This window comes from Pseudomonas sp. LBUM1668, assembly GCF_059695715.1.
Genome location: NZ_CP166787.1, coordinates 4,895,974 through 4,920,930, shown reverse-complemented (window position 1 = coordinate 4,920,930; position 24,957 = coordinate 4,895,974). Strand labels below are relative to the sequence as shown.

The 24,957-nt window shown below is 57.8% G+C and carries 25 protein-coding genes and 1 other RNA gene; 15 read left to right on the top strand and 11 right to left on the bottom strand.

The window, feature by feature from the left end; translation table 11 throughout:
• The first annotated feature begins 52 nt into the window (after positions 1–52).
• Together ACA061_RS22080 and ACA061_RS22075 are read left to right on the top strand one after the other, a co-directional pair.
• Positions 53–697 (top strand): MBL fold metallo-hydrolase, encoded by a 645-nt coding sequence (locus ACA061_RS22080; RefSeq protein WP_210554935.1) that lies wholly within the window; start codon positions 53–55, stop codon positions 695–697.
• Between the two features lie 116 nt (positions 698–813).
• The gene (locus ACA061_RS22075) at positions 814–1,545 is read left to right on the top strand and encodes a YiaD family glycine zipper/OmpA-like lipoprotein (protein WP_150616353.1); all 732 of its coding nucleotides are present in this window, start codon (positions 814–816) and stop codon (positions 1,543–1,545) included.
• Positions 1,546–1,799: 254 nt separating this feature from the next.
• Here ACA061_RS22075 and ACA061_RS22070 read toward each other — a convergent pair whose 3' ends face one another.
• The gene (locus ACA061_RS22070; protein ID WP_150616352.1) at positions 1,800–2,234 is read right to left on the bottom strand and encodes a Z-ring associated ZapG family protein; all 435 of its coding nucleotides are present in this window, start codon (positions 2,232–2,234) and stop codon (positions 1,800–1,802) included.
• A 144-nt stretch (positions 2,235–2,378) separates the two neighbouring features.
• Here ACA061_RS22070 and ACA061_RS22065 point away from each other — a divergent pair, with 144 nt between their 5' ends.
• The 3 genes from ACA061_RS22065 (at position 2,379) to zapE (ending at position 5,573) form a co-directional block, all read left to right on the top strand.
• Entirely contained in the window at positions 2,379–3,008 is a 630-nt protein-coding gene (locus ACA061_RS22065) for an alpha/beta hydrolase (protein ID WP_150616418.1), read from the top strand.
• A 24-nt stretch (positions 3,009–3,032) separates the two neighbouring features.
• A complete protein-coding gene (locus tag ACA061_RS22060) occupies positions 3,033–4,388 on the top strand; it encodes a tryptophan--tRNA ligase (protein WP_150604365.1) in 1,356 nt (451 codons plus the stop codon).
• Positions 4,389–4,478: 90 nt separating this feature from the next.
• Complete coding sequence (zapE, locus tag ACA061_RS22055; protein WP_042561007.1) at positions 4,479–5,573, top strand: cell division protein ZapE; 1,095 nt, start codon at positions 4,479–4,481, stop codon at positions 5,571–5,573.
• 62 nt (positions 5,574–5,635) lie between these two features.
• Here the strand turns inward: zapE and ACA061_RS22050 are convergent, their stop codons facing one another.
• The 5 genes from ACA061_RS22050 to ACA061_RS22030 form a co-directional block, all read right to left on the bottom strand.
• Positions 5,636–6,619, bottom strand: a complete 984-nt coding sequence (locus tag ACA061_RS22050) for an asparaginase (protein WP_497300044.1) — start codon at positions 6,617–6,619, stop codon at positions 5,636–5,638.
• A 67-nt stretch (positions 6,620–6,686) separates the two neighbouring features.
• Complete coding sequence (locus tag ACA061_RS22045) at positions 6,687–7,895, bottom strand: hypothetical protein (protein WP_497300043.1); 1,209 nt, start codon at positions 7,893–7,895, stop codon at positions 6,687–6,689.
• 15 nt (positions 7,896–7,910) lie between these two features.
• Complete coding sequence (locus ACA061_RS22040) at positions 7,911–8,798, bottom strand: nitrilase family protein (RefSeq protein WP_150604362.1); 888 nt, start codon at positions 8,796–8,798, stop codon at positions 7,911–7,913.
• A 138-nt stretch (positions 8,799–8,936) separates the two neighbouring features.
• The gene (locus tag ACA061_RS22035) at positions 8,937–10,826 is read right to left on the bottom strand and encodes an FAD-dependent oxidoreductase (RefSeq protein ID WP_497300042.1); all 1,890 of its coding nucleotides are present in this window, start codon (positions 10,824–10,826) and stop codon (positions 8,937–8,939) included.
• Between the two features lie 181 nt (positions 10,827–11,007).
• Positions 11,008–11,904 carry a GlxA family transcriptional regulator gene (locus ACA061_RS22030; protein WP_191627683.1) on the bottom strand — a complete coding sequence of 299 codons (897 nt, stop codon included), beginning with the start codon at positions 11,902–11,904 and terminating at the stop codon, positions 11,008–11,010.
• A gap of 250 nt (positions 11,905–12,154) precedes the next feature.
• Between ACA061_RS22030 and ACA061_RS22025 the strand changes: the two genes are divergently transcribed.
• Positions 12,155–13,291 (top strand): acyl-CoA dehydrogenase family protein, encoded by a 1,137-nt coding sequence (locus ACA061_RS22025; RefSeq protein ID WP_210700187.1) that lies wholly within the window; start codon positions 12,155–12,157, stop codon positions 13,289–13,291.
• Positions 13,292–13,377: 86 nt separating this feature from the next.
• On the opposite strand, the gene ACA061_RS22020 is transcribed toward ACA061_RS22025, so the two are convergent.
• Positions 13,378–14,418: an NADP(H)-dependent aldo-keto reductase gene (locus ACA061_RS22020; RefSeq protein ID WP_150604359.1), complete on the bottom strand. Its 1,041-nt coding sequence runs from the start codon at positions 14,416–14,418 to the stop codon at positions 13,378–13,380.
• 245 nt (positions 14,419–14,663) lie between these two features.
• Here ACA061_RS22020 and rplM point away from each other — a divergent pair, with 245 nt between their 5' ends.
• The 7 genes from rplM (at position 14,664) to ACA061_RS21985 (ending at position 19,550) form a co-directional block, all read left to right on the top strand.
• Positions 14,664–15,092 (top strand): 50S ribosomal protein L13, encoded by a 429-nt coding sequence (rplM, locus tag ACA061_RS22015; RefSeq protein WP_007917032.1) that lies wholly within the window; start codon positions 14,664–14,666, stop codon positions 15,090–15,092.
• Between the two features lie 14 nt (positions 15,093–15,106).
• The gene (rpsI, locus tag ACA061_RS22010) at positions 15,107–15,499 is read left to right on the top strand and encodes a 30S ribosomal protein S9 (protein ID WP_008080273.1); all 393 of its coding nucleotides are present in this window, start codon (positions 15,107–15,109) and stop codon (positions 15,497–15,499) included.
• A 270-nt stretch (positions 15,500–15,769) separates the two neighbouring features.
• Positions 15,770–16,363: a ubiquinol-cytochrome c reductase iron-sulfur subunit gene (petA, locus tag ACA061_RS22005; protein WP_463394960.1), complete on the top strand. Its 594-nt coding sequence runs from the start codon at positions 15,770–15,772 to the stop codon at positions 16,361–16,363.
• Positions 16,363–17,574 carry a cytochrome b gene (locus ACA061_RS22000; RefSeq protein ID WP_150604358.1) on the top strand — a complete coding sequence of 404 codons (1,212 nt, stop codon included), beginning with the start codon at positions 16,363–16,365 and terminating at the stop codon, positions 17,572–17,574. Before petA ends, ACA061_RS22000 begins: the two co-directional genes overlap by 1 nt.
• Complete coding sequence (locus ACA061_RS21995; protein WP_150604357.1) at positions 17,574–18,356, top strand: cytochrome c1; 783 nt, start codon at positions 17,574–17,576, stop codon at positions 18,354–18,356. Before ACA061_RS22000 ends, ACA061_RS21995 begins: the two co-directional genes overlap by 1 nt.
• A gap of 146 nt (positions 18,357–18,502) precedes the next feature.
• On the top strand, positions 18,503–19,120 hold the full coding sequence (locus ACA061_RS21990; RefSeq protein WP_047303097.1) for a glutathione S-transferase N-terminal domain-containing protein: 618 nt from the start codon (positions 18,503–18,505) through the stop codon (positions 19,118–19,120).
• Positions 19,121–19,136: 16 nt separating this feature from the next.
• Entirely contained in the window at positions 19,137–19,550 is a 414-nt protein-coding gene (locus tag ACA061_RS21985; RefSeq protein ID WP_150592664.1) for a ClpXP protease specificity-enhancing factor, read from the top strand.
• Between the two features lie 141 nt (positions 19,551–19,691).
• Here the strand turns inward: ACA061_RS21985 and ACA061_RS21980 are convergent, their stop codons facing one another.
• From ACA061_RS21980 to ACA061_RS21965, 4 genes are all read right to left on the bottom strand, one after another.
• Positions 19,692–20,270, bottom strand: a complete 579-nt coding sequence (locus tag ACA061_RS21980; RefSeq protein WP_150604356.1) for a BON domain-containing protein — start codon at positions 20,268–20,270, stop codon at positions 19,692–19,694.
• Complete coding sequence (locus tag ACA061_RS21975) at positions 20,267–20,860, bottom strand: phosphoheptose isomerase (RefSeq protein WP_008082788.1); 594 nt, start codon at positions 20,858–20,860, stop codon at positions 20,267–20,269. The genes ACA061_RS21980 and ACA061_RS21975 overlap by 4 nt, the downstream gene beginning before the upstream one ends.
• Positions 20,861–20,961: 101 nt before the next feature.
• Positions 20,962–21,324, bottom strand: coding sequence for a YraN family protein (locus ACA061_RS21970; RefSeq protein WP_150592666.1), 363 nt, complete (start codon positions 21,322–21,324; stop codon positions 20,962–20,964).
• Positions 21,324–23,135: a penicillin-binding protein activator gene (locus ACA061_RS21965; protein WP_497300041.1), complete on the bottom strand. Its 1,812-nt coding sequence runs from the start codon at positions 23,133–23,135 to the stop codon at positions 21,324–21,326. Before ACA061_RS21965 ends, ACA061_RS21970 begins: the two co-directional genes overlap by 1 nt.
• Before the next feature lie 178 nt (positions 23,136–23,313).
• On the opposite strand from ACA061_RS21965, the gene rsmI reads away from it, so the two are divergent.
• Both rsmI and rnpB read left to right on the top strand, forming a co-directional pair.
• Positions 23,314–24,219 (top strand): 16S rRNA (cytidine(1402)-2'-O)-methyltransferase, encoded by a 906-nt coding sequence (rsmI, locus tag ACA061_RS21960; RefSeq protein ID WP_150592668.1) that lies wholly within the window; start codon positions 23,314–23,316, stop codon positions 24,217–24,219.
• A gap of 73 nt (positions 24,220–24,292) precedes the next feature.
• Positions 24,293–24,646, top strand: an RNA gene (gene rnpB, locus ACA061_RS21955) — RNase P RNA component class A.
• Positions 24,647–24,957 lie beyond the last annotated feature (311 nt).

Below are 24,957 nucleotides of genomic sequence, written 5' to 3'. Positions count from 1 at the left end.
GAGTGCAGTAGAATCCTGAAGCAAAACAATCGCCGTCTGTCCAGGATTACTCATGACCGTTCCAAGCCCAGCGCTTATCCGCGAAACCTTCCCCGTCGGCCCATTGCAGTGCAACTGCACGATCATTGGCGACCCGATCTCCAAAAAAGCCATCGTTGTCGACCCGGGCGGCAATCCTGATCTGATCATGTCCCGCCTCGATGCGCTGGGCCTGAAAGTGGTCAGCATCATCCACACCCATGCGCACCTCGATCACTTCCTTGCCTCCGGGCAGATGAAAGAAAAGACCGGCGCGACGCTGCATTTGCACAAGGAAGATCAGTTCCTGTGGGACAACCTCGAGATGCAATGCCAGATGTTCGGTGTGCCCTACGTGCCGGTGCCATCACCGGATCGCTGGCTGTCCGACGATGAGGAACTCGCCTGCGGTTGCGGGGTGGCACTGCATACGCCGGGTCATACGCCCGGTTCCATGAGCTTTTGGTTTTCCGAGGCTAAGCTGTTGATTGCCGGCGACACGCTTTTTCGTCGCGGGGTAGGGCGCACGGATTTATGGGGTGGCGATCAGGCGACCATCGTGCGATCGATCAAGCAGCGGCTGTACACCCTCGACGAAGACGCAACGGTGGTTACCGGGCATGGTCCGGACACGCGTCTGGGTGACGAAATGCGCGAAAACCCTTTTGTGCGGGCGTAAATATTTTGTCATGGGTGTGCGGCGGAATTTTTCTCCATTGTCATGATCCAACGCCCGCAGAGGTTTATTGCCAACCGGCCGCTGCACCTCAGAATGCAGAAAAGTAGGAGCTCTTCATGTTCACCAAGCGTCGTTTGATTATTGTCGCTACTGCCGTGGCTTTGTTGTCCGGCTGCGCCTCGCCTAACCCTTATGACAATCAGGGCCAGGCCGACGGTGGCTCCCAAGGCATGAGCAAAACCGCCAAATACGGCGGCCTCGGCGCTCTGGCCGGTGCACTGGCTGGTGCTGCCATCGGTCACGATAACCGTGGCAAGGGCGCGCTGATCGGCGCTGCTGTGGTCGGTGCTTCCGCTGCCGGTTACGGTTACTACGCCGACCAGCAAGAGAAGAAACTGCGCGCGAGCATGGCCAATACCGGGGTTGAAGTGCAGCGTCAGGGCGATCAGATCAAGCTGATCATGCCGGGCAACATCACTTTCGCTACCGATTCGGCGAACATCGCTTCGAGCTTCTACCAGCCGCTGAACAACCTCGCTGGTTCGCTGAAAGAGTTCAGCCAGAACCAGATCGAAATCGTCGGCTACACCGACAGCACCGGCAGCCGCCAGCACAACATGGACCTGTCCCAGCGTCGTGCGCAGAGCGTGGCGACCTACCTGACGTCGCAAGGTGTCAGCGGCGCCAACCTGTCGGCCCGTGGCGCCGGTCCTGATAATCCGATTGCCAGCAACGGCGACGTCAACGGCCGGGCTCAGAACCGTCGGGTTGAGGTCAACCTGAAGGCGATTCCGGGTCAGCAGTATGGTGGTCAGCAACAGCCGGGCACGGTTCAGCAGTATCCGTAACTGATTGCCTGAATGAAAAAATGCCCGATCCTGTGATCGGGCATTTTTTTTGTGTGGCCGGTGCTGACTCCATCGCGGGCAAGCCCGCTCCCACAGGGTTATGTGTGGAACACTGATTTTGTGTACACCAAATAAACCTGTGGGAGCGGGCTTGCCCGCGATGGGGCCGGTGCATTCACCGTAAAATCATCAAATACAAAAAAGCCCCCGGACACTTCACTGTCCGGGGGCTTTTTGCTTGTCGCGACGACTGATTACTTCTTCAAACCATAATGCTCATCGAGCATGCCCGGCGCGTTCGGAGTCTTCGGCGCGTAATCGCGTGGCGGCTCCTGATCGCGCGGTGGCGTCAGACGCTCGCGTGGAGCCTGCACCGCTTCAGAGTGCAACGAGGCGAGCAAGCGCTGGCGAGTCTGCTCGTCCAGGGCCAGACGATTGGCACCCTCGGCGAGATGATCCTGCACTTCCTGATAGCTTTGGGTCAGTTTCTTGACCAGCATCGCGGTGCTGTTGAAGTGGGTGACCACTTCGTTTTGATAACTGTCGAAACGCTCCTGGATATCATCCAGTTGACGCTGCGTACGGCTCGGCGCAGCGTTCGGCGCAACGCGCGCGATCAGGAATCCAATGGCGACACCCACAACCAGGGCAAGAGTCGGTAACAACCAAACTAAGAGCGAGTGTTCCACGAGTCCTTCCTCTATAAACGGCTTTGCTTTACGTTAACGGCTCGAACCTGCGCTGTATACCGCGATTCACTCGCAATAGATTGGCACAGACAATTTGCTAGACGAGTCGACCCGATTCGAGGTCACGGAGTTCCTTCCTTGCTGATGCGTGAAACCCCTGTAGTGATTGATGGCCCCGTCGGCCAAATTGAAGCTCTTCACCTGGATAACGAGCAGCCGCGCGGCATCGCGCTGATCTGCCATCCGAACCCGGTGCAGGGCGGCACCATGCTCAACAAGGTCGTCTCGACCCTGCAGCGCACGGCCCGCGACGCCGGTCTGATTACCCTGCGCTTCAACTATCGCGGCGTCGGCGCCAGCGAAGGTAGCCACGACATGGGCACCGGTGAAGTCGACGACGCTCAAGCCGCCGCCGCATGGCTACGGGAAAAACACCCGAATCTGCCGCTGACCCTGTTCGGTTTCTCCTTCGGCGGATTTGTTGCAGCAAGTCTCGGCGGTCGTCTCGAAGCCCAGGGCGTGCAGCTCAAGCACCTGTTCATGGTTGCGCCGGCGGTGATGCGTCTGGGCGAGCAGGATCAACTGCCGCAGCACGGCGAGCTGACCGTGATCCAGCCGGAAACCGACGAAGTCATCGATCCGCAACTGGTTTACCAATGGTCTGAAAAACTCCAGCGCCCCCATGAGCTGCTGAAAGTGGCAGAATGCGGACACTTTTTTCATGGCAAGTTGACCGATCTCAAGGATCTGATCCTGCCGCGTCTCTCGAATTGATTGCAGTCTGACAAGCGATTACCCATGACGAACCGTACCCGCATCCTCACCGGCATCACCACCACCGGCACGCCACACCTTGGCAACTACGCCGGCGCCATCCGTCCGGCGATCCTCGCCAGTCGTGACAGCAATGCCGATTCGTTCTACTTCCTGGCCGACTATCACGCCCTGATCAAATGCGATGACCCGCTGCGCATCCAGCGCTCGCGTCTGGAAATCGCTGCGACCTGGCTGGCCGGTGGCCTTGATGTCGACCGCGTGACCTTCTACCGTCAGTCGGACATCCCGGAAATCCCCGAGCTGACCTGGTTGCTGACCTGTGTCGCCGCCAAAGGCCTGCTCAACCGTGCGCACGCCTACAAGGCCTCGGTGGACAAGAACGTCGAAACCGGTGAGGACCCGGATGCCGGCATCACCATGGGCCTCTACAGCTATCCTGTGCTGATGGCCGCGGACATCCTGATGTTCAACGCGCACAAGGTGCCGGTCGGTCGTGACCAGATCCAGCACGTGGAAATGGCCCGCGACATCGGCCAGCGCTTCAACCACCTGTTTGGCCAAGGCAAAGAATTCTTCACCATGCCTGAAGCGCTGATCGAGGAAAGCGTGGCAACGTTGCCAGGCCTCGACGGTCGCAAGATGTCGAAAAGCTACGACAACACCATCCCGTTGTTCTCCAGCGCCAAAGAGATGAAGGACGCGATCTCGCGGATCGTCACCGACTCCAAAGCGCCAGGCGAAGCCAAGGACCCGGACAACTCGCACCTGTTCACTCTGTTTCAGGCCTTCGCTACGCCAGCACAGGCTGACGAATTCCGCAGTGAACTGCTCGGTGGCCTGGGTTGGGGCGAGGCGAAGAACCGCCTGTTCCAGTTGCTCGACAACGAACTGGGCGAAGCGCGTGACAAGTATCACCAGTTGATCGAGCGTCCGGCGGATCTCGAAGACATCCTGCAGATCGGTGCCAAAAAGGCCCGTGCCGTGGCAACGCCGTTCCTCAACGAACTGCGCGAAGCCGTTGGCCTGCGTTCGTTCGTCAATCAGGTGCAGGTGGCTGCCACCACCAAGAAGAAAGCCGCGAAAGCCGCGCGCTTCGTAAGTTTCCGCGAGGACGACGGCAGTTTCCGCTTCCGTCTGCTGGCGGCCGATGGCGAGCAATTGCTGTTGTCGCGCAACTTCGCCGATGGCAAAACCGCCGGCCAGGTGACCAAGCAACTGCAATCCGGTCAGCCTCTGGACGTGCGCAACGAAGACCTGAGCTTCAGCGTGTGGCTGGAAGGTGAGTGCATCGGCGACAGCCCGGCATTCGCTGACAGCACGGCGCGGGACGCGGCCATCGAGGCCTTGCGCATCGCGTTGACCCCGGTACAGGAATAATCAGCGGCTCGGCCCGACCAAGGGCTGATTGCCATTCCCATGGGCCGTCGCTACAGTGACGGCCCGTTTTTGTTGCCTTGCTAACGAATTATGACGCCCCTAGAACGATACCAAGCTGATCTGAAACGCCCGGACTTCTTCCATGACGCCGCGCAGGAAACTGCTGTGCGTCATTTGCAGCGCCTGTACGAAGATCTGATCGCCGCCGATCAGAACAAGCCGGGCCTGTTGAGCAAACTGTTTGGCAAAAAGGATCAGACGCCGGTCAAGGGTCTGTATTTCTGGGGCGGCGTGGGTCGCGGCAAGACTTACCTGGTCGACACCTTCTTCGAAGCGCTGCCGTTCAAGGAAAAGACCCGCACGCACTTCCACCGCTTCATGAAGCGTGTGCACGAAGAGATGAAAACCCTCGGCGGCGAGAAAAATCCGCTGACCATCATCGCCAAGCGTTTCGCGACTGAATCGCGGGTCATCTGCTTCGATGAGTTCTTTGTCTCTGACATCACCGACGCAATGATCCTCGGCACGCTGATGGAAGAGTTGTTCAAGAACGGCGTGACCCTGGTCGCGACCTCGAACATCGTTCCCGATGGTCTGTACAAGGACGGCCTGCAACGCGCGCGCTTCCTGCCGGCCATCGCGCTGATCAAGCAGCATACCGAAATCGTCAACGTCGACAGCGGCGTCGACTATCGTTTGCGTCACCTCGAGCAGGCGGAACTGTTCCACTATCCGCTCGACGAAGCCGCTCACGAAAGCCTGCGCAAGAGCTTCAAGGCACTGACACCGGAATGCACGGCGGCGGTGGAAAACGACGTGCTGATCATCGAAAATCGCGAGATCCGCGCCCTGCGCACTTGTGATGACGTTGCCTGGTTCGACTTCCGCGAACTGTGCGACGGCCCGCGCAGCCAGAACGACTACATCGAACTGGGCAAAATCTTCCACGCCGTGCTGCTCAGCGGTGTCGAGCAGATGAGCGTCACCACCGACGACATCGCTCGGCGCTTCATCAACATGGTCGACGAGTTCTACGACCGAAACGTGAAGCTGATCATTTCTGCTGAAGTCGAGTTGAAGGATCTTTACACCGGCGGGCGCCTGAACTTCGAGTTCCAGCGCACGCTGAGTCGTCTGCTGGAGATGCAGTCGCACGAATTCCTGTCGCGGGCGCATAAGCCTTAAACAGAATCGCCAATACAGAAAAAGGGCCTGCAATTGCAGGCCCTTTTTTTTGCGCGTTTTGGTCAGTTGATTTGATCGAGGTAAGACGCCAGATCCTTTTGCTGGTGGCACCCGACCAGCAGCCAGAGCAAAATCCTCGCTTTGCGGGGGCAGACAAACCCCGCCATCAAGGCCCCCTTACGCTGCAAATCGATTTCGCTGCCCTCAAAACCGTAGGTTGACCGTGCCGTGGAGCCGCAGCCGGTGCGTGTCGCGATGATTACCGGGATGTGTCGGGCGATGTTTTCGATGACTTTGGCCCAGTGTGCGGAAACATGTCCGGCGCCGAATCCGGCAATCACCAGCCCTTCGTAACCCAGTTCGATGACATTTTCCAGCAGCAGGCTGTCCGCAGAGAGCGACGCTTCCAGCAAGGCGATCGTCTGGTGGGTGTTTTGCGGCAGGGGCAAGACTTGACGTGCAACAGGCGGCTGCAAATAGTGCACAACCCCTTCCATTAAAGCGCCGGCAGGACCGGTCACAGGCGATGCGAACGCGTGCAGCGCCATGGAGTCGACTTTGCGCACAGCGCTCGCCCGGTGAATCTGCCCGTTGATCACCACTTGGGCGCCGCGCCCCCGACTGCATTGCGCCAGTGCGACGCGGCCGGCGTCCAACAGGTTTGCCGGACCATCGGCCCCGGCCTGGGCTGCCGAGCGCATCGCACCAGTCAGCACCAGTGGCTCGTCGTGGTCCCATAGATGATCAAAAAAAGTAGCGGATTCCTCCAGCGTGTCCGTGCCTTGAACAATGATTACTCCTGCCGCACCTTGATTGATCTGAAAGTTCGCCCAGCACAACACGCTCAGCAGGTATTCGAAATCAAGTGAGGCGCCAGGCAATAGGCCGAGTGTCTCGACGGTCAACTGCGCGAGCGTTTTCAGTTCCGGCACCGTGTTCAGTAGCGTCTCGCCGGACACCGATGGAACGACACCTTCGCCGCTTTTTAGCGATTGCATGCTGACAGTACCGCCGAGTGCGGCAATGGCCAGTTTGGGCAAGTCCATGTGATACCTCGCAAAGGAAACCGGCGGCTCCTGAATCGGATTCAAGAGCCCGCCGGGGAGGGGGGCGTCAGTGGGTTGCCAGCCAGCCGACGAGCGGAAGGATCAGCAGCGTGCTGATGGCCATCGACAACACATTCCCGATGAAACCGTGCATGTGCCCCGGCACTCGTTGCGCTAGGGCGCAAGCCAGCGGTGGCGCGATCAGGGCGCCGAGCAATGCGCTTGAGACAATCACTTGCCACTCGCCGCCGTAGGTCAAAATAGCTGCCGGAACGACTGATACCAGCGGCACATAGGTCGGGTACCAGCCCCGGACCATCCATTGTTTGCGCCAGATCAGCACGCCCAGTGCCGAGGTCAAAGCCTGGCCCGCCAGCAGTTGCGGCAGCAAACCTGTGCCGTAGACAGGGCTCATCGGGTTCAAGGTGAACGCCAGCAATGCGCCGACGATCAGCCCAAGACTGGCCCATTCGTTTCCGAAGAACGGTGCCTCGGAAAAGTCCGCCAATACCCGGCGAATGCTCCAGACCACACCATAATCCGGAGCCTTGGCGGTCACAGGGATGCGGGCCTCCTCGGCGACTTGTTCGGGCGCCGCGGATGTCACCAGACTCGGCACGCAGCGGCAGAGTACGAAGGCGCCGATGCTGGCGATTGCCATGCCCGATACGTTGCCGATCACGACGGGCAGTCCGAGGGGATTGCAGACGTAATTCACTATCAGCATGCACATGGGCGTCACGAAAAGGGCTCCCATGATTGCGCCATTGACCGCGACCTTCCAGCCACCCCCAAACATCAGCACCATGGCCGCAGGCAACGACACGAACGCCGCAAACGTTGGCTGCCAGCTCGTGGCGGTGACCGTCCAGCCCCACGCGAGATTGCTCAATACCAGGCCCAGTAGCGAACTGGTGACGAGCCACGGCCATAGTCCGCTGCCGTAACAGATGGTAAAGCCTTGCCAGGATTTTCCCGTTCGATTCGCCCAGTAACCCAGATACGCACCCGCCAGAAGGCCCATGGATGCGAACTCGTGTTTATAAAATGCCACCTCGCTGATATCTCCCAGCACCCAGCGCAGCCAGGCGGTCGGCTCGGGAAGATTCGAGACCATGTGGCCGTAATCCGGCCAGCGTGCTGACCACAGTGAGTGATTGGTCATTGAGAGCCAGACAATCAGCGCAGTAGCACCCAGCAGCAATCCAATGATCATGCTGTCCAGCATTGTTCTGGCGGCGATTTGTTTCCGTGGTTTTGCGTGGATAGTTCCCATTGCATGTCCCTCCGGTTAGCGCGGAAGGCACGGATGCTGGGTATAACCGAGCATTCGGTCGTAGACATCGCAGCGACGATCCCGATGCAGGTCGTTCAAGTCGTTCCAGATAGGCGCACTGCGAGCGCTGGTCAGGTCAATATCGGCATAGAGGATTTCCTGTTGGTCGGCAGATGCCACGCGGCCGATCGGCCAGCCGTTGGTCCCAGCGATCAATGAACATCCAAGATATCGGGCACCGCGCTCCTCGCCGATTCGGCTCGCCGCCGCGATAAACACATTGTTGACGTGTGCGGCGGTCATGGTCAGATAGGAGGCCATGCATTTGCCGGCGTCATCGAACAACGGTGGCGGAGTCCAGACCCAGTTGTTAAGGCTGCAAATGATGTCTGCGCCTTGCTGACTCAGAATCCTCGGGACTTCGGGAAACCAGATGTCCCAGCAGATCAGCAATCCAATGCGACCGATAGGCGTGTCGAAGACCGGAAATCCCGAGTCGCCGGCAGTAAACCAGAGCTTTTCCAGGTTCCAGAGATGAGCCTTGCGATACTTGCCGATAAACCCGTCAGGCCCTACCAGTACGCCAGTGTTGTACAGCCTCGAACCTTCACGCTCGGTCAGCCCGGCTACCAGATAAACCTGATGATGACGGGCAAAGTCTTCCCAGCTGCTGACACACGGCCCGTCGGGAACCGCTTCGGCATGATCAAACGCATCCTGCCGGTTCTGGAAGTAATAACCGGTACTGGTCAGCTCGGGCAAAACGATCAGATTTGCACCGTTATTAACCGCTTCCAGCGCCAACTCCAGGCTGGTACCCAAATTTGCCGCGCGGTTCTGTGTACCGACCTGTGGATCACATTGCACAACCGCGACACGAACGGGGCTTGTGGACTCACTCATTTTCATGACCTCTTATTATTGTTTTCACGCCGTTGAATGGCGGGGTCATAAGAGTCGAGTCGAGAGCAAAGCGTAAGTCGGCGCTTTCCGGTTAAGTTGTAGTCCGTCTCCTAGGACGAGGATGCTGCGCCCGGACAATCAGGCATCGTGTTGATAATGCGGGTAGTCATTCATGGTGAAGCCGCCGTTGAAACTGGCACCGGTCTTGTCGCAAATATGAATGATTGCATCCACGGCACCGCGAAAGCAGGGTTCTGTCCAGCCTGCATCAACCGAAAAAGACTCTCCAGACAAATACAGTCCAGAACCCCTTGAGTAGTCTCGGTTGTATTTCAACAAGCGAACGGCATCGTGGTAAGCGCCAGCTTGTTCGAGGCCAATGTACGGGGATATCCGTTGTTGGATATTGCTGGAGTTCATGAGGATTCGATCTAGTTCCTCTGCGCACTTTGCGACCAGTTCTTTGTCGCTGAAGCAGGAAAGTTTGGTTGCATCGTCCTCCCAGGTGTAACTCAAAAGAATGCAGTCGTAGCTGTAGTTCTCGTTGTAGCGGTAGGTATAAACGTCGTGGATAAAGCTGTCCGTGACGATCGCCTGGGGGATGGTGGTATTGCCGGATAAAAAGGATTTCTTCAGCGGCGCGAAGACTTTACAGCTGGTTTCCCAGTGCGCAGTTTTGTAGGCGTTAATCGTTTCAAACGGCAGCATCTGTGGCGTGAAGTTTTCCAGCTTGATTCTTGTCTCGATCAACCATGAGGGCAGCGTCATGATCACTGAATCAAAGTCGTTGAAGTGTTCCTGGGTTAACTCGGGCTTGCTCTGTTTCCAATTGAAGTAGACGCGGGTTCTTCCGCTGCCGAGTTTTTTCAATCTGTTGACGGAGCAGTCGGTCAGCAGGCCTTCGCTGCTTTGCTGGCAGTGCTCATAAAAAGATTGAGTGGACTCCTCGGGCTTCATGAACATCAGGCATTCACTCAGTGCCGCGAGCCCCAGATAGCGTGGTTTATCAAACTGCAGACCAGTCGAATCGAAAACAGCATTGCTGTTCAAAAGGGGCGAGTCAGCTAACGGGTCACCTTTTTCATCGACTCGACCATGCACTAATTGCAGCTGGCTGCTGAAGCCAAATATTGCAGTGCGCAGTGGGTATAAAGCGCATACGTCGTAGAAGGCGCCCCAACTACCGTCACCAATCCCGATGGCATAGAAAATGGCCGACTCCTTTGCTGACATGCCCATCCCGCCAAAGTCGCCGGGACTGTCGCGATTCCAGCTCTGCAAGGCAGGCATGCCAACCAGTTCGCGGAAGGAAACGGCGTGGTATTTTTCGACGATTGCGGCCCACGCGTCCTCCCAGTCCTCACCCGCGTACATTTCGGCAATGTGCCGGGTCATGCGGTCGGCGAAAGCTCGCCACTTGGTATACACCGCTTGCAGTTCGCCACTGGGTGGAGGCGTCTGACTGTCGGCATTTTTCCAGATCAGCATTTGCGGTGTGGACTCGCCCGACAGGCTACCCTCGCGCAGGTAAATGCCGGTTGATTTGACCCATTGGCTGCCAGGGTTGGCGAAGTCCGAAAGCGCCAAGTCAAAGGTCTTTGCGTAATAGGCCATGAGCGACCGGCCTTCAGTCGGCAACTCGCCTTCGAGGTTGAACAGAGGCATGCGCATCGCGCCCATTTCAAAAGGGGTATGGCTCGCGCTGGATTGCGGGCTTCCCGGAACGGTCAGGTGCCTGCCGCCTATTCGGGAGGATTGCTCGATGAGGGTGATATGCCTGAAGCCGCAGCGCAGTAACTCTCTGGCGGCTGTGAGACCGGTGATGCCAGCGCCAATGATGCAGATTCGGTGGTGTGGGTCAGTGGCGCAAGCGATGCCGCCTTTTTGCTCGACCAGTGCGCGATAGTCAAAGCACAAGTCAGGAGGATTGGGAAAGCGGGCCTTCCATCTCGATGGCGTAGAGCGTTTTGTTCTTGCCTCAGCGCCGGTGGCCTGTGATGGATAGTTGTAGCTGGATCCGATGGTCACTGTTCATCTTCCTTGATGCGATGTGCATGTGAAGGAGTCTGTACGGCGAACCCATGCATGGACAGTCGTAAAACAGGTCGAGAAGCTGATGTGATTTCGCTGATTTTTGTGGGAAAAAACATGCCAGTCAGAGCAGTCCATGTGAGAGGACTACTCGCACATGGACGTCTGTCTGATGTGTCTATGCAGCCTGCTGAAACTGCTGCCGATACTGGTTCGGTGACAGTTCAGTGTGCTGACGGAACAGCCGCGCGAAGAAGCTCGCGTCGTCATAGCCGACTTCATAACTGATGGTCTTGATGCTCTTGCGGCTGGCGGACAACAAGCCCTTGGCGGTTTCGATGCGCAGGCGTTGCAGATAGTGCAGGGGTTTGTCGCCAGTGGCGGTCTGGAAGCGGCGCATGAAGTTGCGGATGCTCATGCCGTGCTCGCGCGCGACGTCCTCGAAGCGGAACTTGTCGGCGAAATGCTCTTCGAGCCAGTGCTGGATCTGCAGGATGATCACGTCCTGATGCAGCTTCTGCCCGCCAAAACCGATGCGGCCCGGCGAGTAGCTGCGCTGCACTTCGTAGAGGATGTCGCGGGCTACAGCCTGCGCGACGTTGGCGCCGCAGAAGCGCTCGATCAAGTAGATGTAGAGGTCGCAGGCCGAGGTGGTGCCGCCGGCACAGTAGAGATTGTCTGCATCGGTCAGGTGTTTGTCCTGATTGAGGTAGACCTTCGGGAAACGCTCGGTGAAAGCGTTGAAAAAGCGCCAATAGGTCGTTGCTTCCTTGCCATCGAGCAGGCCGGCCTCGGCCAGCCAGAACACCCCGGTGGCTTCGCCGCACAGGACGGCGCCGCGAGCATGTTGCTCACGCAGCCACGGCAGGACTTGCGGGTAGCGGCTGCACAGCGTATCGAAATCGTCCCAGAACGCCGGGAGGATGATGATATCGGTATTTTCCAGGCCGCCGTCCACTGGCATGACCACATTACTGAAGCTTTTGACCGGCTTGCCATCGGGGCTGACCAGGCGGGTTTCGAACGCCGGGGTCAGGCCTTGGCCCAGTTGTTTACCGTAACGCAGGCTCGCCACATGGAAGAAGTCCTTGGCTTGCATAAGTGTGTAGGCGAAAACCTGGTCGATCGCCAGGATGCTGACGCGCCGCAAGGGCGTGGAGACGTGCTTGGACATAATTCAACTTTTGTTTTGTTTTTATAAGGGAAAGTGGTCACCAGACGGCTGGATCGTCTTATTTTTTGTCGGATGTGTCCAGTGTCCTCTATCGGAGGGGAGGCTTAGTCTCTGAAGGACACAGCCCTCCAACAAGAAAGAAAGGTGCCGCATGATCCCCAGAACCTTGTTCAGCTCCGAGCACGAATTGTTCCGCGACAGCGTACGAACCTTCCTCGAAAAAGAGGCCGTGCCGTTTCACGGGCAATGGGAGAAACAAGGGCACATTGACCGCAAACTCTGGAACAAGGCAGGGGAGGCGGGGATGCTCTGCTCGCATCTGCCGGAAGAGTACGGAGGCTTGGGGGCGGACTTTCTTTACAGCGCGGTGGTGATCGAAGAGGTTGGGCGATTGGGCCTGACCGGCATCGGTTTCTCGTTACATTCGGACATTGTTGCGCCGTATATCCTGCATTACGGCAGCGAAGCGCTGAAGCACAAATACCTGCCGAAACTGGTGTCCGGCGAGATGGTCACGGCCATTGCCATGACTGAGCCCGGCGCGGGTTCCGATCTGCAGGGCGTCAAGACCACCGCCGTGCTGGACGGTGATGAGTACGTGATCAACGGCTCCAAGACCTTTATCACCAACGGCTTTCTCGCTGATCTGGTGATTGTCGTCGCCAAGACCGATCCAAAGGCCGGCGCCAAGGGCACCAGCCTGTTTCTGGTGGAAGCGAATACGCCGGGCTTCGAGAAGGGCAAGCGCCTGGAGAAGGTCGGAATGAAGGCGCAGGACACGTCGGAATTGTTCTTCCAGGACGTACGCGTGCCGAAGGAAAATTTACTGGGGCAGGCCGGGTCGGGGTTTGCTTACCTGATGCAGGAGTTGCCGCAAGAGCGTTTGACCGTGGCGATTGGTGGCCTGGCTTCCGCGGAAGCAGCGTTGCAATGGACGCTGGATTACACCCGTGATCGCAAGGCGTTCGGCAAGGCGATTGCCGATTTCCAGAACACCCGCTTCAAACTGGCGGAAATGGCCACGGAGATTCAGATTGGCCGGGTCTTCGTTGACCGCTGTCTTGAGCTGCATCTGCAAGGCAAGCTCGACGTGCCGACGGCGGCGATGGCCAAGTACTGGGGCACCGACCTGCAATGCAAGGTGCTCGACGAATGCGTGCAGTTGCACGGCGGTTACGGCTTCATGTGGGAATACCCGGTAGCCCGGGCGTGGGCGGATGCGCGCGTGCAGCGGATTTATGCCGGCACCAATGAAATCATGAAGGAGATCATTGCGCGGTCGCTTTGAATGGCTGAAAAGATCGCAGCCTGCGGCAGCTCATACGGGTGTTCACCTACCCTGTGTAGGAGCTGCCGAAGGCTGCGATCTTTTATTTACGGCGCAGGATTCGGATGATCCTTGTGAATCGCCTCGATCCCTTCCAGCACTTCGTCGGAAAGCTTCAGATCAAAACTGGCAATGTTGCTGTCCAGTTGCTCAAGCGTCGTCGCGCCAATGATGTTGCTGGTGACGAACGGCTGCTGAGTCACGAACGCCAAAGCCATTTGCGCCGGATCCAGTCCGTGTTCACGGGCCAGTGCGACATAACGGCTGCACGCTGCTTCCGATTGCGCATTGAAATAGCGGCTGAAGCGGCTGTAGAGGCTCAGACGACCTTTTGGTGGGCGCGCGCCACCTTCGTACTTGCCCGAAAGGAAACCGAACGCCAGCGGCGAATAGGCGAGCAAGCCGCATTGTTCGCGGATGGCGATTTCTGCCAGGCCCACTTCAAAGCTGCGGTTGAGCAGGTTGTACGGGTTCTGGATCGACACGGCACGCGGCCAGCCCCTTGCTTCGGCCAGGGCGAGGAAGCGCATGGTGCCCCACGGCGTTTCGTTGGACAGGCCGATGTGGCGGATTTTGCCGGCCTTCACTTGCTCGTCGAGTGCTTCGAGGGTGTCTTCAAGTGGCGTCAGGTTGGCTTCGATCTTGTGTTTGTAGCCCAGTTGTCCGAAAAAGTTGGTGCTGCGCTCCGGCCAGTGCAGTTGGTAAAGATCGATGTAATCGGTCTGCAGGCGCTTGAGGCTGGCATCCACCGCTGCGGTGATGTGCTGGCGGTTGTGGCGCAGGTTTTTGTCGCGGATATAGTCGATGGTGTTGCCGGGACCGGCGATCTTGCTGGCCAGTATCCAGTCGGCACGATCGCCACGGCTTTTGAAGTAATTGCCGATATAACGCTCGGTGGTGGCATAGGTTTCGGCTTTCGGCGGTACCGGATACATCTCGGCGGTGTCGATGAAATTGATCCCGGCCTCTTTGGCCCGTTCGATCTGGGCGAAGGCTTCAGCTTCAGTGTTTTGCTCGCCCCAGGTCATGGTGCCGAGGCAGATTGCACTCACGTTCAGGTCGGTACGGCCTAGCTGGCGATAGTCCATCGGGTGCTCCTTGGGCAAAACAATCATAAAAGCAGGTTGAAATATTTTTCGCAATCTGCATAATTGCCGACCTCTTTCTGCAGTGGAAGTGATGCGCCGCCGCCGAAGAATCTTGCCGTTGAACGGACGCGCCGACCCGAGCCCCCGAAAGCGTCTGTATCCGGCTGCCTTTGACTTGTCAAAGTACGCACTATTCAGTAAGATCCGCCGTCTAATTTACAGGGCGGCCCCTGAGGCTATAAAGAATGAAAACTTTTACTGCTAAACCAGAAACAGTAAAGCGCGACTGGTTTGTCGTCGACGCTGCTGGTCAGACCCTGGGTCGTCTGGCCACCGAAATCGCGAGCCGTCTGCGTGGCAAGCACAAGCCTGAGTACACTCCTCACGTTGACACCGGCGACTACATCGTCGTAATCAATGCTGAGCAGATTCGTGTTACCGGTGCTAAAACCACTGACAAAATGTACTACTCCCACTCCGGTTTCCCGGGCGGCATCAAGTCGATCAACTTTGAAAAGCTGATCGCTAAAGCCCCTGAGCGCGTGATCGAGACCGCGGTTAAAGGCATGCTGCCTAAAAACCCACTGGGTCGCGACATGTACCGTAAGCTGAAAGTCTATGCGGGCGCTGCACACCCACATACTGCTCAGCAGCCCCAAGAACTGAAGTTTTAACGGAATAGTACATTATGTCGGCGACTCAAAATTACGGCACTGGCCGTCGCAAGACCGCAACCGCACGCGTTTTCCTGCGTCCGGGTACTGGTAATATCTCCATCAACAATCGTTCGCTGGAAAACTTCTTCGGCCGCGAAACTGCCCGCATGGTAGTTCGCCAGCCGCTGGAGCTGACTGAGACTGTCGAGAAGTTCGACATCTACGTCACCGTGATCGGTGGTGGTGTAAGTGGTCAGGCTGGCGCAATCCGCCACGGCATCACTCGCGCTCTGATGGACTACGACGAAACCCTGCGTGGCGCTCTGCGCAAAGCCGGCTTCGTTACTCGCGACGCCCGTGAAGTTGAACGTAAGAAAGTTGGTCTGCGTAAAGCGCGTAAGCGTCCGCAGTACTCGAAGCGTTAATTCCGCTTCCGCGTTCAAAAGAACGCCCGCCTCCTCACGGAAGCGGGCGTTTTTTTATGCCTGCGATTTATCAAAAGAATTGCGCTGTGACAACTTGCCTCATTCGTAGAACCCCTATACTGCAAGGCTTGAGGGGGAGAGCTCCGGGTAATTCCCTTGTCAGAACTGGGGCTTTTCATTACCATCTCGGCAAAATTTTTATAAGTAACATTGATTTATTTAGTAGACGCCTGATTTAACAGGCCACAAAAGCTGATGGGAGAGGACTGAATGAGCAATGACGGCGTGAATGCAGGCCGGCGTCGCTTCTTGGTAGCAGCCACATCCGTGGTGGGTGCTGCAGGAGCGGTGGGGGCTGCGGTCCCGTTCGTGGGGTCATGGTTTCCCAGTGCCAAGGCGAAAGCCGCTGGTGCACCGGTGAAAGTGAATATCAGCAAAATCGAGCCAGGACAGCAGATGATTGCTGAATGGCGCGGCCAGCCGGTGTTCATTGTCCGCCGTACCGAGGAAATCCTGGGGAATCTTAAGAAGATCGAGGGCCAGCTCTCTGATCCGACCTCCAAAAACTCCACGCAACCCACCTATGTCGACCCTGAAGTGCGTTCGATCAAGCCGGAAATTCTCCTGCTGATCGGGATTTGCACACACTTGGGTTGCTCACCGACCTTCCGTCCCGAAGTGGCACCTGCGGATCTGGGTAAAGACTGGGTAGGCGGTTATTTCTGCCCTTGCCACGGTTCCCACTACGATCTGGCTGGCCGCGTCTACAAGTCGCAACCTGCGCCTTTGAACCTGCCAGTTCCCCCGCATTCCTATGAGACCGATGACCTGATTGTCATTGGCGTCGATACGGAGAAAGCGTGATGAGCAAGTTCATGGATTGGGTTGATGCGCGCTTCCCCGCCACAAAAATGTGGGAAGACCATCTCAGCAAGTATTACGCTCCAAAGAACTTCAACTTCTTCTACTTTTTCGGCTCGCTGGCGCTGCTGGTTCTGGTCAACCAGATCGTCACCGGTGTCTGGCTGACGATGAGCTATACCCCGTCGGCAGAAGAGGCGTTTGCTTCCGTCGAATACATCATGCGCGACGTCGAGTACGGCTCGATCCTGCGTCTGCTGCACTCGACTGGCGCCTCGGCGTTCTTCATCGTGGTCTATCTGCACATGTTCCGTGGCTTGCTCTACGGTTCGTATCAGAAGCCGCGTGAGCTGGTCTGGGTGTTCGGCATGTTGATCTACCTGGCGCTGATGGCCGAAGCCTTCATGGGTTATCTGCTGCCGTGGGGTCAGATGTCCTACTGGGGTGCACAGGTGATCATCTCGCTGTTCGGTGCGATTCCGCTGATCGGCGACGACCTGACCCAGTGGATTCGTGGTGACTACCTGATTTCCGGGATCACCCTGAACCGCTTCTTCGCCTTGCACGTTGTGGCCTTGCCGATCGTGATCCTCGGTCTGGTGGTGCTGCACATTCTGGCGCTGCATGAAGTGGGTTCGAACAACCCTGACGGCGTTGATATCAAGAAGCACAAAGACGAAAACGGCATCCCGCTGGATGGCATTCCTTTCCATCCGTACTACACCGTGAAAGACATTGTCGGCGTAGTGGTGTTCCTGTTCATCTTCTGCTTTATCGTGTTCTTCTTCCCGGAAATGGGCGGCTATTTCCTCGAAAAGCCGAACTTTGAACCGGCCAACCCATTCAAGACACCAGAGCACATTGCACCGGTTTGGTACTTCACCCCGTTCTACGCGATCCTGCGGGCAATCCCGGACAAACTCATGGGCGTTATCGCCATGGGCGCGGCCATTGCAGTGCTGTTTGTCCTGCCGTGGCTTGATCGCAGTCCGGTCAAGTCGATGCGTTATAAAGGCTGGCTGAGCAAAATCTGGCTGGTGGTGTTCTGCATTTCGTTCGTGATCCTCGGCGTTCTAGGCGTTCTGGCGCCAACCCCGGGTCGCACGCTGCTGTCGCAGGTCTGCACCTTCCTGTACTTCGCCTACTTCATTCTGATGCCGTTCTACACCAGGCTCGAGAAGACCAAACCGGTTCCGGATAGGGTGACTGGCTGATGAAAAAGTTATTTTTTGCTCTGATTTTTGCTGCTTTGCCTGTCCTGTCTTTCGCCGCTGAACACGGCGGTCCGGAGCTGGAAAAAGTCGATATTGACGTCGGTGACAAGGCTGCCCTGCAAGATGGTGCGCGTACCTTTGCCAACTATTGCATGGGTTGCCACAGTGCCAAGTTCCAGCGTTACGAGCGGGTTGCCGATGATCTTGGCGTGCCCCACGAACTGATGCTGGAGAAGCTGGTGTTCACTGGCGCCAAGATCGGCGACCACATGAACATCGGCATGCAGCCGGCCGACGCCAAGACCTGGTTCGGCGCAGCGCCGCCGGATCTGACGCTGGTGGCTCGCGTTCGTGGCACTGACTGGCTCTACGGTTACCTGAAGTCGTTCTACGAAGACCCTGCGCGTCCATGGGGCGTGAACAACAAGGTCTTCCCGAACGTCGGCATGCCTAACGTGCTGGTCGGCCTGCAAGGTCGTCAGGTCGTAGGCTGCAAACAGGTGCAGATCGTCGAGGACGGCAAGAAGCAATATGATCCGCTGACCGGTACGCCTCTGACTCATGAAGCGTGCGATCAACTGACCATCGTGCCGAAGTCCGGTGCTCTGAATGAAGAGCAGTTCGATGAGAAGGTCAAGAATCTGGTAACCTTCCTGGCTTACTCGGCTAACCCGGTTAAGCTGCAACATCAGCGCATCGGTACTTACGTTTTGCTGTACCTGGCGTTCTTCTTTGTGTTCGCCTATTTGCTCAAGCGTGAATACTGGAAAGACGTGCACTGATACGCTTCAAGCATTGCTGTTAATCGCGCGCGCCCAAGGGCGCCTCCGACAGCGTAGCGCCTGGTAAGCCAGGTGTTACGGGAGGCGCCCTCTGGGCGCGCGCGTTTTTCCGGTTCCGATAATTTCAACAAGCGAGGAGGATCGCCATGGGCGTGACCAATCGGTTGGCCTGTTACTCCGACCCCGCCGACCACTATTCCCACCGAGTGCGCATTGTGCTTGCAGAGAAGGGTGTCAGCGCCGAGATCATTTATGTGGAAGCTGGTCGCCAGCCGCCTAAACTGATTGAGGTGAACCCTTACGGAAGTCTGCCGACGCTGGTCGATCGTGACCTGGCGTTGTGGGAGTCGACCGTGGTGATGGAGTATCTGGATGAGCGTTACCCGCACCCGCCGTTGCTGCCGGTTTACCCGGTGGCACGTGCCAACAGCCGACTGCTGATTCATCGTATTCAGCGCGACTGGTGTGGTCTGGTGGATCTGATTCTGGATCCTAAAAGCAAGGAGGCCGCGCGCGTCGTGGCGCGCAAGGAATTGCGCGAAAGCCTGACTGGCGTGTCGCCGCTGTTTGCCGACAAGCCGTTTTTCCTCAGTGAGGAACAAAGTCTGGTGGATTGCTGCCTATTGCCAATACTCTGGCGTTTGCCGATTCTGGGTATTGAACTGCCGCGGCCTGCCAAGCCGTTGCTTGATTACATGGAGCGCTCTTTTGCGCGTGAGGCTTTCCAGGCGAGTCTGTCTGGTGTCGAACGCGACATGCGCTAAGGCTTAAGGAGCCGCTATGAACTCCAGTCGACCTTATCTGGTCCGCGCGCTCTACGAGTGGATTGTGGATAACGATTGCACCCCGCACATGCTGGTTAATTCCGAGTACCCAGCCGTGCAGGTGCCGCAGGGTTTTGCCAGTGACGGGCAGATTGTCCTGAACATTTCGCCGAGCGCTGTGCGTCATCTGCACATGGACAACGACGTGGTGACCTTTGAGGGTCGCTTCGGTGGTGTTCCGCACAGTCTCTACGTGCCGATCAGCGCCATCCTGGGTATTTATGCCCGGGAGAACGGTCAGGGCATGGTGTTCGATATCGAGTCGCCGATGGGTGACGAAGACGATATCGAGCAGGACGATGACCTGCCGCCCCCGGACAGCGAGCCACCGCGTCCAAGCGGCCGGCCAAGTCTGAAGGTTGTGAAGTAATAAAAAAGGCGATCCAGATGGATCGCCTTTTTTATGACCTGTTTTTCCCCTGTAGGAGCTGCCGAAGGCTGCGATCTTTTGATCTTGTTTTGAGAATCAAAAGATCGCAGCCTTCGGCAGCTCCTACAGAGGGAGGGTAAGTCAGTCGATGTACTCGAACAGCTTCACAATCTTCTGCACGCCCGATACGCCCTGCACCAGATTGGTCGCCTGAGCGGCTTCCTGCTTGGTCAGCAGGCCCAGCAGATAGACGATGCCATTCTCGGTCACGACCTTGATGCGCGAGCCGGGAATGCTGGCGTCGGTGAGCATCTGGGTCTTGATCTTGGTGGTCAGCCACGTGTCGTTCTGACGCGCCAGCAGGGAGGAGGGTGGCAGCACTTGCAGTTCGTTGTGCACCTTCTTCACGCGTTGAACGTTGGCAGCGGCCTGTTCGGCCTTGGCCTTGAGGTCTTCACGCGGTGTCTGGCCAGCCAGCAGCACGACGCCGTTGAAGCTGGTAACGACAACATGCGAATCGTTGTCCAGCGCCGGGTCGGCCTTGGCTACGTTAACGCCCACTTTGGTTTCGATCAGCGAGTCATCGATCTTGCTGCCGAAGGTGCGAGTGCCGCGGTCGTCATCAATCGGCGCTTCACGGCTGGCATTCACCACCGATGTGCAACCGCTGATGCCGAGGCACAGAGTCAAGGCCAGAAGGCCAAGGCGATTAGGGGTCATTCTTCACTCCCGAACAGTTGGCTGTCGATCAGATCGCAGAGGCAATGGATCGCCAGCAAGTGGACTTCTTGAATACGTGCAGTGACGTTGGCCGGTACGCGAATCTCGACGTCCTCGGGCAACAGCAATGACGCCATGCCGCCGCCATCGCGTCCGGTCAAAGCTACGACAATCATTTCGCGATCATGTGCGGCCTGGATCGCTTGAATAATGTTCGCCGAGTTACCGCTGGTCGAAATCGCCAGCAAAACATCGCCTGGCTGACCGAGTGCGCGGATCTGCTTGGAGAACACTTCGTTGTAGCTGTAGTCGTTGGCGATCGAGGTGATCGTCGAGGTATCGGTGGTCAGGGCGATGGCCGGCAGGCTCGGGCGCTCGCGCTCGAAGCGGTTGAGCAGCTCCGAGGAGAAGTGCTGGGCGTCGCCGGCAGAGCCGCCATTGCCGCACGAAAGCATTTTGCCTTCGTTGAGCAGGGCGTTGACCATGATCTGGCTGGCTTGCTCGATGTGCGGTGCAAGTACGTCCATCGCCTGTTGCTTGGTGTCGATACTGGCCTGAAAAAGCTGGCGAATTCGCGATTGCATGTCCATCTGTGTGACCTTAAGTAGCGCGGCTGTTCGGCACATGAATGTGCAGCCCGCAAAGCAAAGAGCAAAAGTTGTCGGATGAAAAAGTCCGGGTTGGGTGCAGGTCAACTGTCGAAAGCATTCTGCAACCAGTTCAGCTGACTCGGATGGCTGTCGATGGCCACCACGTCGAAGCGGCAGGGGGAATTGGCCCAACGCGACTCGCGCTGAAGAAAATACTGCGCAGCGAAAATCAGTTTCTGCTGCTTGCGCCCATCGATGCTAGCGAGCGCGCCACCCCATTGAGTGTTTTTTCTGTAGCGAACTTCAACGAATACTACTGTATCGCCATCAAGCATGACCAGATCAAGCTCGCCGCGTTTACACAACCAGTTCTGCGCCAAGAGGCGCAGGCCCTGATTTTGTAGATGCTCGAGCGCCTGGCGCTCGGCATCCTTACCGCTTTGCGAGCGTGACCTGTCAGGCATTAGCGCTGGGTGTCCGGCAGGCGCTGAACCTGGCCGCTGACGAACTGAGCCCAAGGCAACTGGCGCACAATACGCTGGGTCTGGGTCATGCTGAGGCTGCCCGACTGACCTTCGATGCGGCTGTCCGGCAGGGCTTTGAGTTGGCCCAGGCGCGGTGCCAGACGATAAGCATCGACGCCCATGGCGTACAGGCGGCCAAGGCTGCCGGCGGCTTGTGGCCACTGCGCGGTGACTTGCTGGCGCAGCGGATCGCTGGTTTCCAGCAACCATGGCGTTTCGCAGAAGCGAATGCCGTTCATGTCGTTGTACTGGTTCACATCGCCGCTGGCGCTATAGACGTGCGAGGTTGCGTAGACAGGTACGTCGCCGGCGTACTGGAAGTTCAGGGTCGGCTTGATCTGCTGCGCCTGTTGCGGGGTCGCGGCGAGGAAGATGAATTCGATGTCCTGACGGCGCGATGGCTGAGCGGCGACGTTGGTGCCTGCAGCGTTTTGCAGGCTCTTGGCGCGGGCTTCGCTCTGGCGCAGCTGGAACATGTCGGCAATCTGCTGGGCCAGTTGCACTGGCTGGTCGACACGCTCGGTGGCAACGATGCTGCCGCCATTGGCTTGCCAATCCTGGCTGAACGCACGCAGGACGCGGTCGCCCCATTCACCTTTCGGCACCATGATCGCGGCGCGATGCAGGCCGTCGGCGCGGGCGCGGCGGGATACTTCGCGGGCTTCGTCTTCAGCGGCCAGACCAAACTGGAACAGCTGCGCCGGACCTTGATCGCCTTCGCTGTAGTTCAGTGCGAGGGTGGGGATCGGCAGTTGCGGGCGGGTGCTCAGTTGTTTGACCAGAGGTTTTTCCAGAGGGCCGACGACCAGTTGCACGCCGTCAGCCTGAGCCTTGCGGTAGAACTCGTCCATGGAGGTCAGTTTCGAGCTGTCATAGAACTCGATCGCTGGCGGATTCTGCCCGGCCTGCTGAGCCTGATAGTGCGCCGCCATGAAACCTTCGCGCAGTGCTTTGCCGACCGACGCCAGTTGGCCGTCCTGTGGCAGCAGCAGGGCAATTTTGCTCAGCGGCTGGCTGGCCAGTTCCTTGAGTTTGGTCAGCGGCAGCGGCAGGTTGATTGCAGCCGGGTGCTTTGGATTCTGGGTGCGCCAAGTGTCGATTGCGGCTTGTTGCTGTTCGAGCGTGCCGGCAGTTTTCACGGCCATCGCCAGACTCATCCAGCCGCCAAGGTCGTCGGTGGTGTTGGGTTGCAGTTGATCGGTCGGCAGCGAGGCGATCAGTGTCCAGATCGCTTCATGGTTCTTGCTCGCCGCTTCGTCTTTGAGCATCGGCGCAATGAAAATGCGCTCGCGGGCGGCAGGCAGCGTCTGGCCATCGGCTTCAAGGGCGCGGGCGTGAACGGTGCCAGTGCGGACCTGTTGCTCTTCCGGCATTTCGCCCAGCTTTTGCAGGCTTGGATGGCTCAGGGCGGTCAGTGCCGCTTTCGGCTGATTACGCGTCATCGCCAGTTCAGCGGAGAGCGTGTTGGCAAAAATCTGCTGGCCCGGCTTGAGTTGTTCCACCGGCACTTGTTGCAGGATTTGCGCAGACTGCCCGGCATTGCCTTGGCGATAAGCCAGGTCTGCTGCGCTCAGGCGCAACAGGGCAGCTTTTTCCGGGGTTTTAGCCTGGGAAGCCTGTTCGAGCAGTTGCTCGATGCTGGCATCCGGAGTCCGTGGAAGTTCGCCAAGGCTGGAGGAAGGGGAGCTGGCGCAAGCCGCCAAAAGGGCAGCGAGGCAGAGGGCAGTGAACAGCCGCAGGCAAGCGATCATGTAAGTGTTCCTGATACTCGATCAAATTAGCGTGGAATTGTACCCAAGCACTGGCCGGGGCGCGATGTTGCTGGCGTTAATCGGTCAATTTAGCTGAAGTAAATGTTGCGGCGTCGCACAACTGCGCGCAAAAACCGCACGTTAGCAGAGGACGTCGCAAGCCTCGTGACGCGCTACAATGCCGGTTTTTACCGATCATGAGGTGTGCGCTTTGACTGCTCCAGGTTCCCTGAATTCCGCTGCCGGCTCGCTTTATGTGGTGGCGACGCCCATCGGCAACCTGGACGACATCAGCGCCCGGGCACTGAAAATCCTCCGTGAAGTGGCGCTGATTGCTGCCGAAGATACGCGTCACTCGCAGCGACTGATGCAGCACTTCGGCATTTCGACGCCGTTGGCTGCCTGCCACGAACATAACGAACGAGATGAAGGTAGCCGCTTTATCACCCGTCTGCTGGCTGGTGATAGTGTCGCGCTGATTTCCGACGCGGGCACGCCGCTGATTTCCGATCCGGGTTATCACCTGGTGCGTCAGGCCCGTGCTGCCGGGATCAATGTGGTGCCGGTGCCGGGTGCCTGCGCTTTGATCGCAGCATTGTCGGCAGCGGGCTTGCCGTCTGATCGATTCATCTTCGAAGGTTTTCTGCCGGCCAAGTCGGTAGGGCGCAAGGCGCGACTCGAAGCGGTCAAGGAAGAACCACGTACGCTGATTTTCTACGAAGCCCCGCACCGCATTCTGGAATGTCTACAGGATATGGAAGCAGTGTTCGGTGGCGAACGGCAGGCACTGCTGGCCCGAGAAATCACCAAGACCTTTGAAACGCTCAAGGGGCTGCCGCTGGCTGAGTTGCGCGCATTCGTCGAGTCCGACAGCAACCAGCAGCGCGGCGAATGCGTGGTGTTGGTCGCCGGCTGGACTGCCCCTGAGAGCGAGGACGCGGTCAGCAGCGAAGCCATGCGCATCCTCAATCTGTTGCTCGAAGAGATGCCGCTCAAGCGTGCCGCCGCGCTGGCAGCGCAGATTACCGGTGAGCGCAAGAACGTCCTGTATCAGGTCGCGCTGGATAAGCAGAAAGACGTGTAAGCCGTCGCCCATAGCGGTCTTGAGGCTTTTAGCGCTTGTTCTTCGGCCGCTCTGCCGTTAACCTTCGCGGCGGAGAGTCGATCGGACAGTCGCTGCCCTCTATGAAAATTAGGGGGGGGAGGAAAGTCCGGGCTCCATAGGGCGAAGTGCCAGGTAATGCCTGGGAGGCGTGAGCCTACGGAAAGTGCCACAGAAAATAACCGCCTAAGCGCTTCGGCGCCGGTAAGGGTGAAAAGGTGCGGTAAGAGCGCACCGCACGTCTGGCAACAGTTCGTGGCTAGGTAAACCCCACTTGGAGCAAGACCAAATAGGGTCCCAAGGCGTGGCCCGCGCTGGGACCGGGTAGGTTGCTAAAGATGTCCAGTGATGGCCATCGTAGACGAATGACTGTTCAAGACAGAACCCGGCTTACAGATCGACTCTCCACCTTTTTCTTTCCCTGCTTGAATCAATGGCATCGGGGCTGTGTAATATCAGCAGGCCTGCTCTGAAAGTTCGGCAGCGGCAATTGCAGTAATAGCCTTTTCCCACCTTGCTTCAATCAACAGCAGAAGCGCTTTTGTAATACCGAAAAAATCTTACTCTTAACAAATTACTTTAACTTTCGAGCGCAGCTTTCAGTGCTGCATCAAGTTATGGGTCAAAAGTCTCCGCCAGATTCTCGTTACTCCTCCTTTTATGCTCCTAAATCTCCGTTCTGTAAGGCTTTTCCTTTAATCCGCGCCTTGACGGTGTGGT